Below are 17,895 nucleotides of genomic sequence, written 5' to 3' on the forward strand. Positions count from 1 at the left end.
TTTAATATACATTTGCAATTGGTTAATAGTTAATCCAGATCCCTATGAAAAAGAACTACTTATCCCTTATACTACTTATCTGTGCTCTAAATTTTGGTTTTGGGCAGATTATCACATTTGACTTCAATGGCCTGGCAGGAAATGAAGCTTCGGCTGGATCGAACTATAACGATTTAAATTTAGGGACATCGACCATAACAAGAGGTGCTGGTTTAAGCGCAGCAAATAACGCCAATAGATTTAACGCTACTGGCTGGGCTGGAACTAGTATAGCTAATGCTGTAGCCGGAGATGATTACATGGAGTTTACTATAACACCGAATGCCACTTATGAGTTCAATGTAACAACAATTGAGGTTAATTTTCAGCGTTCAGGAACTGGTCCAAGAGGTATAGCTCTAAGAAATTCATTAGATGGTTATGCTGCAAACATAGATACAGAAAAAGTTATTTTAGACAATACCAATGTTCAAACTTTTACATTCATAGTAAACCAAACTAACAACTCCGCAGCAGTAAGTTATAGAGTATATGGTTGGGCTGAAGCAGGTGGTGGAACAGGTGGTTTTGAAGGAACTGGTAATGATATTGTAGTTAATGGCTCTGTTATTTCTACTTCTACCAACACAACGGTTCAATTTGACACTCCTACTTCAACCTTAACTGAAGATGGTGCCTTTATAGATGTATGTGTTAGCATTACCAATCCATCAACTACTGTTGCTACTACAGTAGACATTAGCTTAGGAGGAGGTTCAACTGCAACCAACGGAACAGATTATGATGATGGAGCAGGCACACCAGCCGCTATTGTTTTTCCACAAACTTTAACGTTTCCTGCTAACAGTAGTGCAGACCAATGCTTAACCATCTATATTTCTAATGACGATACACTTATTGAAGCTGACGAAACAGTAGTTTTAAATCTTACAAGTCCTAGTGGTGGCGATTCAGCTTCCATAGGCTCTACGTCTACACATACATTAACCATACTTGACAATGATTTTTATGATACATGCGCAACTTCTGTAACTATTCCTGTTAATGCTACTTGTGTTAATCAGTCCTTTACCAATGTTGGCGCTACCGATAGTGGAGTTGCTGATCCAGGTTGTGGTTCATATTCTGGTGGAGATGTATGGTTTAACCTAACTGTTCCTGCTAGTGGCTCTGTAACTGTTGAAACTTCTGATAATGGCGGAATTACAGACTCTGGCTTGGCATTATACTCTGGCACTTGCGGATCGTTATCTCTTATAGACTGTGATGATGACTCAGGAACTGGAAACATGTCTTTGATTAATGCTGCTGGATTAACACCAGGCTCAACTATCTATGTACGTGTTTGGGAATTTAACAATAATGATTTTGATACTTTTAATATTTGCGCCTATTCAGCACCTGAGATTGATGTAGAGAGAAATACAGGCACTTCTATTCCTAATGGATCTGCAGCTAACGCTGGTTACAACACTGTTTTTGCGGCAACAGTAATTGGTAGCTCTTCTGCTCCAAAAACATTCCATGTAAGCAGCGAAGGTTCTGCCGATGTAAACTTAACTAGCATAACATCTTCTAATCCTACAGAGTTTACGGTATCTCTAAATCCAAGTCCAGCTACAGTAACACCTGGTACTGAAGTAGATTTTGAAATTACATTTTCACCAAATGGTGTAGGATTACGTACAGCCACAATTACTATAGTGAGTAATGATGCTGATGAAAACCCTTATACATTTAACGTACAAGGAAATGGTGAATGTGCTGCTGGTACATTAACATTTTTACCAGATAATGGTCCTGTTAACACCATAGTAAATGTTACCACAAGTTCTACTAATTTTGGCGGTTCTACTACTGCCACTGTTAATGGCATTCCTGCTACTGTAAATGTTATTTCAAATTCTGAAATAGAGGTAACTATTCCTTCTGGCGCAACAACAGGCAGTCTAGAGATTATTGATGATTTAGGATGTGTAAGTTCTGATTTATTTACAGTAATTGACCAACAAATTTCTAGCTGTGAGGGCAGTTCTGGTACAACACCCTTGGATTTATTTATAAGCGAAATTACTGACCATGGTACCGGTCATCACTCTTACGTAGAAATCTACAATGGTACTGGTGTTACTGTAGATTTAACAGACTATGAAATTAGAATTCATAATAACGGTGCTGCAACAGCTACTAATACCATACCTCTTACCGGTTCAGTTCTCAATAACGATGTGTTTGTTCTTGCATTTGGTAGTACAGATGCTACTAATCCCAATGCCATTCATGGTTACGACCAATCTGATACTGCATTTGGAATAAATGAAGATGATAATATTCGTTTGTATTATACACCTACAAATGATTGGATAGATGTATGGGGAGATACGTCTGGTAGTATATTTACATTAGCATCAAAAGACTATACATACCGTAGAAAAAACTCAGGCATCACTGCACCAAACACCTATGGAGATACCACATGGAACCCAACTGATTGGGATGCCTTTACTCCTGTAGACTATAGCGATATTGGAACATACGATTTCTCAACAGGAACACCTCCTACAGTCAATAACATATCAAGCGCGACAACAGCCTGTAATGAAGTTACAATATCGGTTTCTGCAACCGAAGGCTATGTTACTGGTAATCCCTTAGCTTATTACTGGTACGCTTATGATCCTGCAAACGCAGGTCTTGGTTGGCAAGCTATATCTAACGGTGGTATTTATACAACAAATACAACTTCACCAAACTTAGTAATTTCTGATCCAAACAGTGTGTTAGATTTTCAGTTTTATTGCCAAGTTAGAGAAGATGATGCAACATGTTTTACTGCCTCTAATGCCATAAAAATTACTTATGGCACTGCAACTTGGGATGGAACTAATTGGACATGGAATGATGGCACTGCAATTGACACTATGCCAACTACTAATGCTAGTGTAATCATAGATGGAGATTATGACACTTCTTCTGGTGGTGTTCAAACAAGTTTTGAAGCTTGTGATTGTACTGTAAATACGGGTAATACCTTAACTATTGAAAACAACACTTATGTTTTGGTAGAAAATGATTTAACAGTAGATGGTAATGTGATTGTAAAAACCGATGGTTCTTTTGTGCAAGTCAATGACAATGCCAATGTAGATGGTGCAGTTTTATCTGATAAAACTAGGATAAGCGTAGAAAAAGAAACTGCGTATTTAGCCTCATATCATGAATACACCTATTGGAGTTCTCCTGTAAATGGAGAAATAGTTAGCGATGGCTTAGAAGAGGCTAACGACAATAGAATATATTATTTTAGTGGCCAGAATTTTAGAGATTCAACTGCTGAGACTAGTAATAACAATGCTACTGTTGCTGGACAGGACGACATAGACGATGATGCTAATGATTGGCAATTTGCTAATGGAGCAACTGTAATGTTGCCAGGTGTTGGTTATGCTTCTACTCACGATCCTAGTACGTTTATAAATCCTACATCGTACAGCTACACTTTTGAAGGTGCATTTAACAATGGTATTTTTAATGTCCCTATTTACAGAAATGATGCTGAAACAAACGACAACAACTGGAACTTTATTGGTAACCCTTACCCTTCCGCTATAGATGCGGACTTATTTTTAGCAGCTAATTCTAGTATAGACCAAACTGTTGGTGCTACAAACGGTGCCATATTCTTTTGGTCCCATAATACTGCCGCAGATGGTAATACCAACGGTAATGAAAACTTAAACTATGCTCAGAGCGATTATGCCATTATTAATGGCTCAGGAGAAACAATGGGAGGTGATATGGTAATGCCTAACAGATATATACCATCTGGGCAAGGTTTCTTTGTGTCAATGGATGATGGAGCAACTGCTTCCGTACATAGTGGAACCATAATGACAACTAATGTTGTGTTTAATAACAGTATGCGTGTTACAGGAAATAACGATCAGTTTTTTAGAACTGCTCAATACAATAAGTTGTGGCTAAATTTAACCTCAGATAATGGAGTTTTCAATCAGGTACTTGTAGCGTATGTAGATGGAGCAACTGATGGTGATGATGGCATGTACTATGATGCTCATAAAAATTTATCTTCTGATTTGTATTCTGGCATATATACTATAATAGATTCTACAATTGACAAAAAATTTGCTATTCAAGGTAAAGACCCTTACAATTTGAATATTGATGAAGTTATTCCATTAGGATTTAGCACTACTATAGAAGAAGCAACCATCTATACGATTTCAATTCATGCCACTGAAGGTAATTTTATGGGCGAAAATGATATTTTTGTCATTGATTATGACTTAAATATTATCCATAATCTAAAAACATTTGACTATAACTTTACATCTAACAGTGGGGAATTTAACAATCGTTTCGAAATTGTATTTACTCCTGAAGCGCTTTCTGTAAATGACAATATTATTACTGCAAACGACCTTATTATTACCGAACTTAACAACGGAGAGGTACAAATAAAAGTTAGCGAACAGTATACTATACAGCATGTTGAAATCTTAGATGTTCTAGGAAGACAAGTTTATAGCTTAACGGGAAATAGTTCGGCTGAAGTTTATAATTTATCTAAACTAAGTAATGCAGCATATATAGCTAAAGTAACTTTGTCTAACGGACAAGTAATTAGTAAAAAGGCTATTAAACAACGTTAGATTGATAAATAATATAACATTAAAACAAAAGGTCTCAATATGAGACCTTTTGTTTTTTAAAAAGCATATTGCAACGCTATTATTAAATTTCTGCCTGCAGCAGAAATACCTGAGGAATAAGGTCTGTACCGTTGATCTGTAATATTTTCTAAACTTGCTGTAAGTGTCAATTTATCTTTCCACTGGTATTGTGTTCGTAAGTTTAAAGTGTACCAGGAAGGTGAATAAGGATTGCCGTCTGAATCTTTAGCATACAAATAATCTTTAGAAAACTCAGATGGAGCTAATTGATTAAATGATAACTCGCTGTTGTATACCAAAAAAGCATCAAAAAGCAATTGGTCTTTTTTCCAAATAAGATGAGTTCTTCCAAAATTTGGTGCCACGTGTCTTACAGGAACTTCTACTCCATTATCATCTTCGGTTCCTCCAATAACATTATACTGTGAGCGTAGTTTTAACGCCTTTGAAAAATTAACTTCTGCACCAACTTCAAAACCATAAATCCAGGCTTTAGAAGCATTTTGTATGGCTTGTACTGAACTTAATTCACCATCATAAACAATTTCCGTTTCTCCATTAATATCAAAATCTCTTCTAATTAATGCATTGTCTAAAAAGGTGTAATAGGTAGCCATATCTAACACAACCTTGTTTTCAAAATTCAGCTTTAAACCTAATTCTCCACCATAAGCATACTCTGGTCTTAGATTATTATTTGGCACCACAACAGATCCAGGTTCAGAATCGAACACCTTACCTATATCGTCAATATTTGGTGCTCTAAACGCTGTAGAGGCATTGAGTTTCCATTGTATCATATTACTTGGAGACCATGTTATACCTGCCGTACCTGTTAATGCTCCTGTATTAATGTCTGCGTTATCAAAAGGAAGATTTAAAAAGACATTATTTTCCGTAAAATCGGCTTTAGCAATAATCTGATTATATCTTAAACCTGTTTGAAACACAAATTTAGAATTAGGTTTATATTTTAGACTTGTATATGCTGCCAAGGATTGCCATGTAGCTCCATCTGGATAACGTGTTACCGTAGTCGAGTTTTCGTTAGTAGCTATATTTTCGTCATAGCCTTCTGAGTGGACGGTATTATGCAAATATTCTATTCCATAAAAAAGACTTGTTTTTCTGCTTAGATCTTTTTCAAAATCTATATTAAATGAAATAGCATCGACAGCCTCAGCACGCACAGCCCTAATATCTGATTGAAAATCTCTATCTTTTCGACTCTCCTTAAAATTTTGATACGCTAAATTAGTTTGAAACTTATCATATAAATTAGAACTGCTACTGTGTTTGGTTAGCTGAAAATTTCCCATGAACCATTCTTGTGGGCCATAGTTCCATTCTGCCGAACGCAAAACCCCTCCTCTTGGTCTTATAAGTCTATCATACCTTGAATAATCTGAGGTTGTAGTATAATACATTCCTAAGTCAAACTTTAGATTATCTTTAGGTTCGTACCTCACCTTTTGCATGAGGTTTATTTGGTTATATCCTGTCGGTTTTTGCACCCTTGGATTGTCATTTGCTATGATAACATCTTCCCCATTTTGCCTAATAACATATTCTGGTCTTAAGTACTCATCTGGTCCATGGCTACCCATTCTTAAGTCATCAAAATCTGTAAAGCTAACATTGGTTAAAAATGCCCACTTTTTATAGCCAAGGTTAAAATCTAAATGTGTTGTTTTTTCGTCATTAGCACTAGCATAACGCATCATGGCATTACCGCTAACTATAGACGCTTCTTTATATGATAATTGTGGTGTTTTGGTATAGAAACTCATAACTCCACCAATAGCATCACTACCATAAACAACAGAGCCAGCTCCTAGCGTTACTTCGGTATTTTGAACTGATAAAGGATCGATGGAAATAACGTTTTGTAGGTTACCTCCTCTGAAAATGGCATTATTCATTCGTACACCATCAACAGAGATAAGTAATCTATTTGTTGAAAAACCTCGTATCATTGGGCTACCTCCTCCCATTTGACTTTTTTGAATAAACACATTACCTGTATTATCCAACAGATCTGCACTGGTTTGCGGATTAGCTAAGGCTATTTCTTTAGCATTTACCGCGACTATAGACTGCGGAATGTCTTTTTTGCTTTGTTCAAACTTTGATACCGAAATTACTATTTGCTTAAGACCTTCTACTTTGGGTGTTAAATAAACGATGTTGTTGTTTTGAGAGATTTCAACTTTTCTTAGTTCTAATGTCTCATACAGTAAATTCTGAAAATAGATGACCTCTCTACCATTAAACTTATTTAGGTTAGCGTTGCCATCAAAGTCGGTGACCTCGTATTTTGTTTTCTGTAAATTATACAGAGAAACCCCAGAAATTGGCTGATTGGTGCCCTCTTCTAAAACCGTAATGGTCTGTGCAAATATACTAGTACAACATAGGCACAGAATTATACTAAAAATGATATTACATTTTAGTTTTATAAACATCTTCATTAAAATCTTTTCGTAAAAATTGCCTAATGAAACACTTCATTTAGCACTTGTAATGATTTTGGTTTCTTAAACCCGTCCAAATGTAACTCAAAATAATGCAATAACATGTTTAAAAACTCTCGTCTTTGTTTTGCATTAATCTTAATGCTTTGTAAGGCATCAAAATTTGTGCCCAACAACTGTTTTAAGAGTGTTAAATTTTCTCCAGAAAGCGAATAAATACCATGGTTAGACGATTCAAAAATTCCTGATTCTAAATTAAAATACGGAAACTCCATATTCTTACTTTCAGGCTGAAAACCAAGGTAGCGTGTTAACTTCAACAAAAACAGCAGATGAAAATTAGAAAACTTCTCAGAGCTATCGAGATACTGTAATGCAATTTCAAGGTAATTAAAAAGTGGTTCGTTTCTCTCTTCCTCCTTTAATACATTTGAAAGAATCTCAGATAGAAATAACACAATAGAACTTTTATAAATATTAGAGTGTAAGCTGTGATATATGTAACTAAACTTTACTTCTTTAATTCCTTGAAGCGACCTATTGGTTTTAAAATTCTCTTCGAATTGTAGCTGAGACAAAGCCTGAAAATAAATGGTCTTACTACTTCCCTTTTGAGACTTTAAAACTCCTCTTATAATATAACTAATTATACCACGCTCTTTGGTGTAGCACTTTACGATAAGATCGTTATCTCTATATTTTAATTTTGAAAGAACAATGCCTTGGTTTTTTGTAAGCATCTTATCGCACTATAAGAACTTTTAGAACTTTTGTTTCAAACGAATCTAAATCGGATATCATCACAAGGTAAACTCCTGTTCTAACAATAGAGTTTGCTAGGTTTTTACCATTCCATACAGCAGTACCACCATCTATGGCAAAATTATAATTGGCCGTAGAAGATCTTAAGTTAATATTAGACTGTGCTTCTGCAACAAGATTGCCTTCTATATCAGTAATCTTAATATTAACATTTTCGGTAAGACCACTAATTTTAACACCTTTATTAATATCGTTTAAATCATTATATCCCAGCACATCATACTCAGGTCTTACAGGATTTGGATATGCAAAGGCATCTTCAAGTGTTTCGTCTGGTTTAGACCCACCAGCTCTAAATGAAAGCATACCTCTTGTAGTTGCTATATATACAATACCATTAATAGGGTCTATGGAAATATCTGTAATACGGTTAGATGGTAAAGGTGAGTTATCCTTTGTAAAATGATAAATTGTATTTTGTCCATCAGGCGAAAAATAAAATACTCCAGCATCTACAGTCCCTATCCATTTATTATTAGACCCATCTACTTCTATATCTGTTATGGTTTGATATTCTAACAACTCTTGAGCTATACCATCTTCTAAAATAATAATGGAGCTAAGGGTTGGATTAGGATCATCAAAAAAGCCAGAAGTGTTATAAAGTACCCTTAATCCTGAAAATGTACCTACCCATAATTGATTTCTGTTATCGATTTCTAAGGCGGTTACCCTAGGGTAAGGAAGGTTGTTCTGCTCTTCGGATGTTATGTTCTTTAGAGGGTTAGCAAGACTTTCATTATAGGCATAAAGACCATTAGAATAGCCACCAATCCATTTGGTGCCATTATTATCTATTGCAATATCAAAAAAGCCAAACTCTCCTAACAAGGTATCTTCTATAATTGAAGAAAAATCGTACCCTTGCCAACTCCCTGAATTTGGGTCGTAAGATTTTAAAGGATTGGGCGCACGTGCAGACATGCTCCAAAGTACTCCGTCATTATCAAAAGCAGATGCTGAAACTCTTATACTTATATAGTTTGGGGCACCCGGAACCACCAGAGATTCTAACCCACTATTCTCCTGGTTATATAATATTGTAGGCTCAAAATTATTTATTTCTAAAATCCCATCATGGAATGAACCCACAAAAACTTGGTTTGGATTAAAAGGGTTAACTGATATTCTAGCTAAATCTCGTGCTCCAAAAACACTGTCAAAAGGAATGTCCTCCCATACTTCATCTTTTAGATAACTTAAACCTCTTGAGGTTAATGGAGCTGGATCAAAAGCAGGTGTGTAATTACCAAAAGTAGCCCAAACAACCTCAGATTCTGCATTAAGCCTAAATATTTCATTAAACAATGGTCCATTTGGTTTCACTTCTGTATAGGTTAAGCCATCTGAAACACCTGTTTTTAAAACACCAAAATCTTCTGTACCAATATAAACTTCATCATTAATTTGAACAGCAGAAGAAAAACGGGTATCAAAATCTTCATTGCTTACATAGCTTGCTATTAGCTGTACATTTTCATCATAAACCTGTATAGTATTGACATTTGAAATAATTAAGTTGTTTTCGCTTACCTCTGTATCTGTTGGTACTAAGGGTAAAACAAATAGTTGTGTAAAACTGGTATTTGTTATTTCAAAAAAAGATCGATTAGCCCGTATTGCATAGGCATAATCTCCAACGGTATTAACATTGATAAAGTTACCCGGTAAAAAGGTCTGCCATTGAGAAAAGTCAATAAGATTAGGATTACTTAAATCTGCTTTCTTTAAACCATTGGCACTAGAACAAGCTGCAAAAATTTCATTATTTAATACTGTAACCTGATTTACAATAATCTGTGAGCCTCCATTCCCTAAAAAATACGTATCACCAAACTCTAATCGATCTAAGTCATAAACAGAAACGCCATAATCTGTAGAAATATAGACCAAGCCTTCATGCTCATAAAAGTGATTAATAGATTTATTTGCTGGTGTAATATTCTCTTTTTCTAAAATATCAACTACAGTCAATACAGAGTTATCTATTTCTGAGTAAACTTCTATTAGACCCGTTTCGTAGCCAATAACCAAATATTGAAATTCTTCACTATAAAGAATTGTTGTAATCTGCTCTCCAGACAACCCTTCTACAGTAGTGATTGTTTTTATTTCTTCTGTTAAGGTATCATACTCAAAAACAGCATTTTGAGCAGCTGCGTATATCTTATCATTACCACTTACAACATCTACTATATCATTGTATGAGAAATGTGCTTGCCATAATGTAGAAAAATCTTGCGCGCCTAGATTAAGTGATAAACCAAAAAAGAATAGTAAAAATCTAAAAACAGTTTTATGCATTATAAATTGTTTGCTCAAATATATTTAATACTAACGATAATATTGCACTAATCATATAATATGTAACAAAAAAAGCTTCCACTATAAATGGAAGCTTTTACTTACTTTGAATTCCTAAATTATATAACTCCTTGAGCTAACATTGCATCAGCAACTTTAACAAAACCAGCTATATTAGCACCTCTTACATAGTCAACTGTACCATCATCATTCTTACCATATTCAACACAAGAGTCGTGAATATCCTCCATGATATCTTTTAATCTTGCATCTACTTCTTCTCTAGTCCAACTTAAACGCAAAGAGTTCTGACTCATCTCTAAACCAGAAGTGGCAACACCACCAGCATTTGACGCTTTACCTGGAGCAAATAATATTTTTGCTTCATGGAATTCATGGATTGCTTCTGGAGTTGATGGCATATTAGCACCTTCAGAAACACAAATACAACCATTGTCTATTAGAGCTTTAGCCTCTTCTCCATTTAACTCATTTTGGGTAGCACAAGGAAGCGCAATATCACACTTAACAGACCATGGTCTCTCACCTTGGAAATATTTAGCATTTGGATACTTATCAACATACTCGCTGATTCTTCCACGTTTATTATTCTTAAGATCCATTACAAATTGTAATTTCTCAGTATTAATACCTTCTTCGTCATAAATATAGCCACCAGAATCAGAAAGTGTAAGCACTGTTGCTCCTAACTCTATGGCTTTTTCTGCAGCATACTGTGCTACGTTACCAGATCCTGAAATAACTACTTTTTTACCATCAAAAGAATCTCCTTTTGTTTTAAGCATATTTTCAGCAAAGTAAACATTACCATATCCTGTAGCTTCTGGTCTAATTAAAGATCCTCCCCAAGATTGTCCTTTACCTGTTAAAACACCTGTAAATGTATTTCTCAATTTTTTATACATCCCAAACATGAAACCAATCTCTCTTGCTCCTACTCCTATATCACCTGCAGGAACATCTGTATTATGACCAATATGTCTGTATAATTCGGTCATAAAGGCATGGCAAAAACGCATAATTTCGTTATCTGATTTCCCCTTAGGATCAAAATCAGAACCACCTTTACCACCACCCATCGGTAAAGTGGTTAAACTATTTTTAAATACTTGCTCAAATGCTAAAAACTTAAGAATACTAGCATTTACTGTAGGATGAAAACGCAAACCACCTTTGTATGGTCCAATAGCAGAATTCATTTGCACTCTGTAACCTCTGTTTACCTGGATTTCACCAGAATCATCTACCCAACTTACTCTAAATGAAATTAGACGTTCAGGCTCTACCATTCGTAAAAGAATGTTTTTACCATTGTAGATTTCGTGCTTGGCAATGTAAGGAATAACTGTTTCAGCTACTTCTTGAACCGCTTGTAAAAACTCAGGTTCGTGCCCATTTCGCTCTCTTACAAGATCTAAAAAAGCTTCAATTTTATCTTTCATATAAAAAATTGTTAAGAAATTGTGATTTATAGGGTGCAAAGATACGTTATCTCTAAAAATAAAGGCTTATTTTTTTTATATTCTCAATTATTTTTTAAATATTTAGATTTTGTAATAAAATTCTTCTCCCTAAAAGAAATTTGCATTTTGTCCGTTTTATTTTGTAGTTCGTCGAGTTTTTATATATTTGTTCGGCAACCGCTTAATCATAAGTGTTATATGGCAAGACATATTAAAAAATTAATAATGTTGTTTGGGTTGATGAGTGCAATTCAAACTTCTTCTGCCCAATTGGGCTTTTCTCATGAAATAGGTGCTTTTGTTGGAGCGGTTGCGTTTCAATCTGACTTTGGAGTTAGAAGTGATTTTGAGACAAATTCTGGCAACACAGGTGTTGCATTAGGGATTGTTCACTATATCAATTTTGCTTACAGAGCAGATTGTAATTGTTATAGCACAGACACATACTTTAATGACCATTTTAAATTAAGGAGCGAAATTTCTTGGAATAAAACTTCTCTTAGTCACTTTGGGAAATGGGTAGATGATTCTAGAACCAGTATCAATGCTGACAAGCTAAGAGCCCATAGTGGCGAAGCTGAAAATTGGGATATAGGTATGCAACTAGAATATTTTCCAAGAAGTGTAAGAGCTTTTTCTGCAGGTGCTTATTCTTTTGCCCCTTTCGTAGCTGTGGGTGCTCATTTTGTTTCTTTTAACCCAAGTGTTGAAACCACATATGGTGATCGTAATATTTTAAACAACGATAATTTTTATGGCGGATGGGATGCTGTTTCTAACGGAGATCCTTTTATTAGTGCAGAGTCAGGCTCTACATGGTCTGTAGTAGCCAGTGTTGGTACACGATACAAACTCACCATACTATCTGACTTATTTGTAGAACTAAGATGGCAATATTATTTTGATGATTTTATTGATGGTTTAGACCACAAAATGCCTTCTAACAAAGCCAACGATTGGAATCTATGGCTGAATTTTGGTTACATTTATTATTTGGATTAGTAAAAAGACCTATCCTATTGCTTGTTTAAGGTCAGCAATTAAGTCTTCTTTATCTTCTATTCCAACACTCAATCTAATTAAAGAATCTACAATTCCTGTTTTTTGGCGTTCTTCTTTGGGTATACTAGCATGTGTCATACTTGCAGGATGACCTGCTAATGACTCTACTCCACCAAGAGACTCTGCAAGGGTAAAGATTTTTAGGTTTTCGACTATCTTAATAGCTTCTTCGTAATTATTCCCTTTAGTTGTAAAAGAAACCATACCACCAAAATCGCTCATTTGCGATTTTGCGATTTCATGATTAGAGTGGTCTTCAAAGCCTGGCCAATATACATCTTCAATTTTTGGATGAGATTTTAAAAACTCAGCTACAGCCTTACCATTTTCACAATGACGCTGCATTCTAACATGTAATGTTTTTATACCTCTAAGAACCAAGAAAGCATCTTGAGGACCACAAATAGCACCACTTGCATTTTGAATAAAATATAACTTATTTGCTAATTCTTTATCTCTTACAACCAAAGCACCCATTACCACATCACTATGACCTCCTAAATATTTAGTAGCTGAGTGCATTACGATATCTGCACCTAAATCTAACGGTTGTTGTAAGTATGGAGTTGCAAACGTATTATCTACCGCAAGTAATAAATTATACTTTTTAGAAATAGTCGAAACTGCCTTAATATCAATAATATTCATCATTGGATTGGTTGGTGTTTCCACCCAAATGAGTTTGGTTTTTTCAGTTATAAAGTCTTCGATATTATTGGCATTATTCATTCCTATGAAGTGAAACTTGATTCCAAAATCCTCATATATTTTAGTAAAAAGCCTGTATGTACCACCATACAAATCATTTGTAGAAATCACCTCATCTCCTGGATTTAGCAATTTTAAAACTGCGTCAATCGCTGCCAAGCCAGAGCCAAAAGCCAGCCCGAAATTTCCATTTTCTAAACTTGCGAAGGATTGTTCAAGAGCATGTCTTGTAGGATTGTGAGTTCGAGAATACTCATAGCCTTTGTGATTACCTGGTGACGTTTGAGCATACGTAGTCGTTTGATAAATCGGTGGCATTACAGACCCATAAGCTGCATCGTGCTCTTGACCTCCATGAATCGTTTTTGTGTTAAATTTCATTATAATTTCTAAATGGTTTATCTTAATCGTGGTAACTTTACAGAAACAAGATTCTTTAAGGCATAACAAATTTAATCTATAATTCGTTCTTAAATAAGCACTACAACACCTTTAATGAATGATTAACAAAAACCACATTTCGCTTTTATTTCTATACTTAACTTTAATTTTTTCGTGTAGTAATGAAACTAAGACTATAAGTTTTGAAAACAATTCATACGAAAATCATTATGAAGCCGATATTTCTGTTTCTATTGATGAGGCTATTGGCAATAGTGAAGTAAGTAAGATTATAAACTTCAAAATAAAAGAAGCTATTATTTCAACACTAAGTGATGTCACAAAAAAAACAAGTCTAGAGTCTGTCTTAGAAGATTTTGATACTGAATTTATAACTTTTAAAAAGCAATTTCCAGAAGCATCTCATCCTGCCTGGGAGCTACACATAGAAACCGAAAAGGCTTACCAATCTGAAGAGGTTATTACCTTATCTATTAACACTTACGAGTTTAAAGGTGGTGCTCACGGAAATGATAAAATTAAGTTTTTAAATCTTAACGCTAATACAGGTGAGGTTTACAAGCTTAATGACATTATAGATAATTCAGACGGTTTTAAGACACTTGCAAAGGACCATTTTTTAAAATCTATTGATGCCGATAAAGAAAATAATCAAATAGAAGATTACTTTTTTGGAAAACCATTTCAGTTACCTGAAAATATTGGTTTCAGTGAAGATGGTTTAGTTTTTCTTTACAATGTATACGAAGTTGCTTCTTACGATCAAGGTTACACCGAGTTTGTTATTCCTTTTGATGCAGTTGACCCATATCTAAAAGTTAAGTAAGCATTCTATCAATAATCGTCTTAAAAAGTGCGTTCTTTGCAACGCTATAAATACAAGCTAAATAAGCTATGAAAAAAATCTATCACCTAAGTACTTGTGATACTTGTAAAAGAATCATCAGCGAACTAAATCTTCCAAAGGATTTTCAACTTCAGGACATAAAGACCGAAGCAATTACTGAGAAACAAATTGAGGAGATGCGTAGCTTAACTGATAGTTACGAAAGTCTCTTTAGCAAACGTGCCAGACTGTACAAAGAATTAGATTTAAAGAATAAATCTCTTACAGAAGACGATTATAAAAATTACATATTAGAGCATTATACATTTCTTAAACGACCAGTAATTATATTCAATGACAAAATATTTATTGGTAACTCTAAAAAAGTAGTTGAAGCGGCAAAAAAAGCAATAAATGAATAGTAGAAAGTATGCGTTAGCTGCTCTGTTTACAGTACAGCTACTATACGGTCTTAACTATACTATTGCTAAAACCGTAATGAACGAAAACTATATTAAACCGTTTGGTTTTGTTCTCCTTAGGGTTATAGGTGCAACAGCCCTATTTTGGTTGATTGGTTTCTTTTTCCCGAAAGAAAAAATTGATAAGAGAGATTACATCAAATTTATTGTTGCAGCAATATTTGGTATGGTAGTAAATCTCTTATTCTTTTTTAAAGGATTAGAATATACCTCACCTATTCACGCGTCAGCTATAATGACTATTGTTCCGGTGATTATCCTTGTGCTTTCCTCTTACTTTCTGAAAGAAAAAATAACATCAAAAAAAATTGCAGGTATTGTAATTGCGCTTTTTGGCGCTTTGGTTCTTACCATTTACGGAAAATCAGGTAGAGTTGGAGACAACATACCACTGGGTAATTTCCTTATCCTAGTTAATGCCATTTCATATAGTATATATGTAATCCTAATTAAAAAGCTGACCGAAAAATACCATCCGGTAACATTTATAAAATGGCTGTTTTTAATTGGTTTGTTTATGCTAATCCCTTTTGGTTATAATGAATTAGGAGAAGTGCAATGGCATTCATTTACACCATATATTACATTCTCAGTAATCTTTGTTGTTGTTGGCGCAACTTTCGGTACTTATTTGTTAAATCCTTACGCGCTTAGTATGCTAAAAGCTTCTACTGTTGGGATTTTTATCTACCTGCAACCTGTTATTGCTACACTTTTTGCTCTTGCTGTTGGCGCAGATTTTATAGATGCAATAAAGATTGGAGCCATGATTCTAATTTTTACAGGTGTATATTTGGTAACTGTAAAGCGAAAACAGAAAAAGTAGTTTGTCTCTTAATTCTGAAATATTTAAAACCGTTGATTCTATTCCTAAATCGTACTGGGAAAGCCTCAATTGTACTAGCAATATTTATTATTCGCCAGAGTTTTTAAAAGCTTTTGAAATTGCAAATACCGATATTGAGTTTAATTATATTTTCATTTTAAAAGGCGAAGAAGCTATAGCTTTTGCTAACACTCAGATTGTAACCATTGGCATAGAAACTATTACCAAAAACATTGCTATGTCTCATAAATTGAGGAACGTAGTAAATAACCTGTTTTGCAATAATCACATCAAAGTATTGTTTTGTGGTAATGTGTTTCTAAGTGGTGAATATGGTACATTTTTAAAGGAAGGCGAACCTAAGGTAGAAACTTTTAGAGCCATTGCAAAAGCTGTAAAAAAACTCTATCGCTGCAAACGTCTCAGTACTATCTTTATTAAAGATTTTGAAGACGAATCACTCTACATTACAGATCATTTAAAAGCTTTTGATTATGCATCCATGCATGTGGAACCTAACATGATTATTTATCTTGATTCTACGTGGAAATCTTTTGAAGATTACACTTCAGCTTTAAAGTCTAAATACAGAGTAAAAGCCAATAGAGCTGACACAAAAAGTGAAGTTTTAGAATCTAAACTCTTAAGTGAAGAAGACATCAAAATGTACTTAGATGAGCTACAAGCTTTATATCAAAACACAATAGATAATGCAGATTTTAATGCTCAGATACTAAACCTAAATACCTATACTCAACTAAAAAACACTTACAAAGACAATTTTATTGTTAAGGGTTATTTTCTGGAAGGAAAGCTTGTAGGCTTCTTGTCAGCAATGCAAAATGGCGACCATCTTGATGCGCATTTTATTGGCATAGACTATTCAAACAATAAAGAATATGCAATCTATCCTAGAATTTTAAATGACTATGTTCGCTTAGGAATAGAAACTAAATCCTCTCAAATAAATCTTGGCAGAACAGCTTCTGAAATTAAGAGTACACTTGGCGCACAACCAAAAACTTTAACTTGTTATTGCAGGCATAAGTACGCATTACCAAATAAAATTCTTAAGCCCTTTATAAAGAATGTTCATATAAAAACATTCAAGCAGCATCAACCGTTTAAATAAATTCCTGCGAAAGCAGGAATCTCTTGGTCTTAATTTACCAACCCTTTGTGCTTATCTTGAAGGGGTTTATTTACCTTAAATCTCAAGTGGCTTCGGTCTCACACCATGTTTCCTAGTATCCTCTTTGGTAAGCACTTTATAGTTTTCAGACTTAGGAAATGTATGTGCCAACTTTAATAATTCGTCAGGCAAACCAGTCAGTTTTCTAGCTTTTAAATCTATCCATGCACCTTGCATTTCGCAGTAGGCCAAATTCTCTCCTTTATGGTTATAAAAATTATGTTCAAACATAAACAGCATTCCATCCTCACTCAAACCAGACACTTCAATAGTAACTGTAATTGGTGTTCCAATAAAGGATTCTTTAAAATAGTACATATGCTCATAGAATACTACAGGTCCAATATTATGCTTCATAATTTCTGGCATAGAAAAGCCTTGTTCGCTAAAAAAAGACATCCTTGCATGGCTCATAAAATTAGTATACGCAGAATTAGCTAAGTGCCCATTAGCATCAACATCGCTCCAACGGATTTCAAATTGTTTTTTGTACATGGTAAATTTTTGGTTTTGATAAACAAAGTTAACAAACCTTATTATGCATGCATAAGAGTTTCTAAAAAATTTAAAATAATTTCAGAACCGCTGATTTTTGTACCTTTGCCCAACTTTAATCGCA

The 17,895-nt window shown here is 34.5% G+C and carries 12 protein-coding genes; 6 read left to right on the forward strand and 6 right to left on the reverse strand.

Annotated elements, in window-relative coordinates; translation table 11 throughout:
• Positions 1–44: 44 nt before the first annotated feature.
• The gene (locus tag MST30_RS04520) at positions 45–4,673 is read left to right on the forward strand and encodes a RemA C-terminal-like gliding motility protein (RefSeq protein WP_243473215.1); all 4,629 of its coding nucleotides are present in this window, start codon (positions 45–47) and stop codon (positions 4,671–4,673) included.
• Positions 4,674–4,729: 56 nt separating this feature from the next.
• On the opposite strand, the gene MST30_RS04525 is transcribed toward MST30_RS04520, so the two are convergent.
• The 4 genes from MST30_RS04525 to gdhA all read right to left on the reverse strand — a co-directional run bounded on the left by MST30_RS04525 (position 4,730) and on the right by gdhA (position 11,757).
• Positions 4,730–7,165, reverse strand: a complete 2,436-nt coding sequence (locus MST30_RS04525) for a TonB-dependent receptor (protein WP_243473216.1) — start codon at positions 7,163–7,165, stop codon at positions 4,730–4,732.
• 23 nt (positions 7,166–7,188) lie between these two features.
• Positions 7,189–7,908 (reverse strand): DNA repair protein RecO, encoded by a 720-nt coding sequence (recO, locus tag MST30_RS04530; protein ID WP_243473217.1) that lies wholly within the window; start codon positions 7,906–7,908, stop codon positions 7,189–7,191.
• Position 7,909: 1 nt separating this feature from the next.
• A complete protein-coding gene (porZ, locus tag MST30_RS04535) occupies positions 7,910–10,294 on the reverse strand; it encodes a type IX secretion system anionic LPS delivery protein PorZ (RefSeq protein ID WP_243473218.1) in 2,385 nt (794 codons plus the stop codon).
• 119 nt (positions 10,295–10,413) lie between these two features.
• The gene (gene gdhA / locus MST30_RS04540) at positions 10,414–11,757 is read right to left on the reverse strand and encodes an NADP-specific glutamate dehydrogenase (RefSeq protein ID WP_243473219.1); all 1,344 of its coding nucleotides are present in this window, start codon (positions 11,755–11,757) and stop codon (positions 10,414–10,416) included.
• A gap of 219 nt (positions 11,758–11,976) precedes the next feature.
• Here gdhA and MST30_RS04545 point away from each other — a divergent pair, with 219 nt between their 5' ends.
• On the forward strand, positions 11,977–12,780 hold the full coding sequence (locus tag MST30_RS04545; protein WP_243473220.1) for a THC0290_0291 family protein: 804 nt from the start codon (positions 11,977–11,979) through the stop codon (positions 12,778–12,780).
• 9 nt (positions 12,781–12,789) lie between these two features.
• Here the strand turns inward: MST30_RS04545 and MST30_RS04550 are convergent, their stop codons facing one another.
• The gene (locus tag MST30_RS04550) at positions 12,790–13,929 is read right to left on the reverse strand and encodes a cystathionine gamma-synthase (RefSeq protein WP_243473221.1); all 1,140 of its coding nucleotides are present in this window, start codon (positions 13,927–13,929) and stop codon (positions 12,790–12,792) included.
• Positions 13,930–14,047: 118 nt separating this feature from the next.
• Here MST30_RS04550 and MST30_RS04555 point away from each other — a divergent pair, with 118 nt between their 5' ends.
• The 4 genes from MST30_RS04555 to MST30_RS04570 all read left to right on the forward strand — a co-directional run bounded on the left by MST30_RS04555 (position 14,048) and on the right by MST30_RS04570 (position 17,216).
• Positions 14,048–14,776 carry a PdaC/RsiV family protein gene (locus MST30_RS04555; RefSeq protein WP_243473222.1) on the forward strand — a complete coding sequence of 243 codons (729 nt, stop codon included), beginning with the start codon at positions 14,048–14,050 and terminating at the stop codon, positions 14,774–14,776.
• A gap of 68 nt (positions 14,777–14,844) precedes the next feature.
• Positions 14,845–15,198 carry an arsenate reductase family protein gene (locus MST30_RS04560; protein ID WP_243473223.1) on the forward strand — a complete coding sequence of 118 codons (354 nt, stop codon included), beginning with the start codon at positions 14,845–14,847 and terminating at the stop codon, positions 15,196–15,198.
• Entirely contained in the window at positions 15,191–16,084 is an 894-nt protein-coding gene (locus MST30_RS04565) for a DMT family transporter (protein ID WP_243473224.1), read from the forward strand. The genes MST30_RS04560 and MST30_RS04565 overlap by 8 nt, the downstream gene beginning before the upstream one ends.
• 1 nt (position 16,085) lies before the next feature.
• A complete protein-coding gene (locus MST30_RS04570) occupies positions 16,086–17,216 on the forward strand; it encodes a hypothetical protein (protein ID WP_243473225.1) in 1,131 nt (376 codons plus the stop codon).
• Between the two features lie 75 nt (positions 17,217–17,291).
• Here MST30_RS04570 and MST30_RS04575 read toward each other — a convergent pair whose 3' ends face one another.
• Positions 17,292–17,771: an acyl-CoA thioesterase gene (locus MST30_RS04575; RefSeq protein ID WP_243473226.1), complete on the reverse strand. Its 480-nt coding sequence runs from the start codon at positions 17,769–17,771 to the stop codon at positions 17,292–17,294.
• Positions 17,772–17,895 lie beyond the last annotated feature (124 nt).

Origin of the sequence: Winogradskyella sp. MH6 (assembly GCF_022810765.1) — a bacterium.
Taxonomy (GTDB): Bacteria; Bacteroidota; Bacteroidia; order Flavobacteriales; family Flavobacteriaceae; genus Winogradskyella.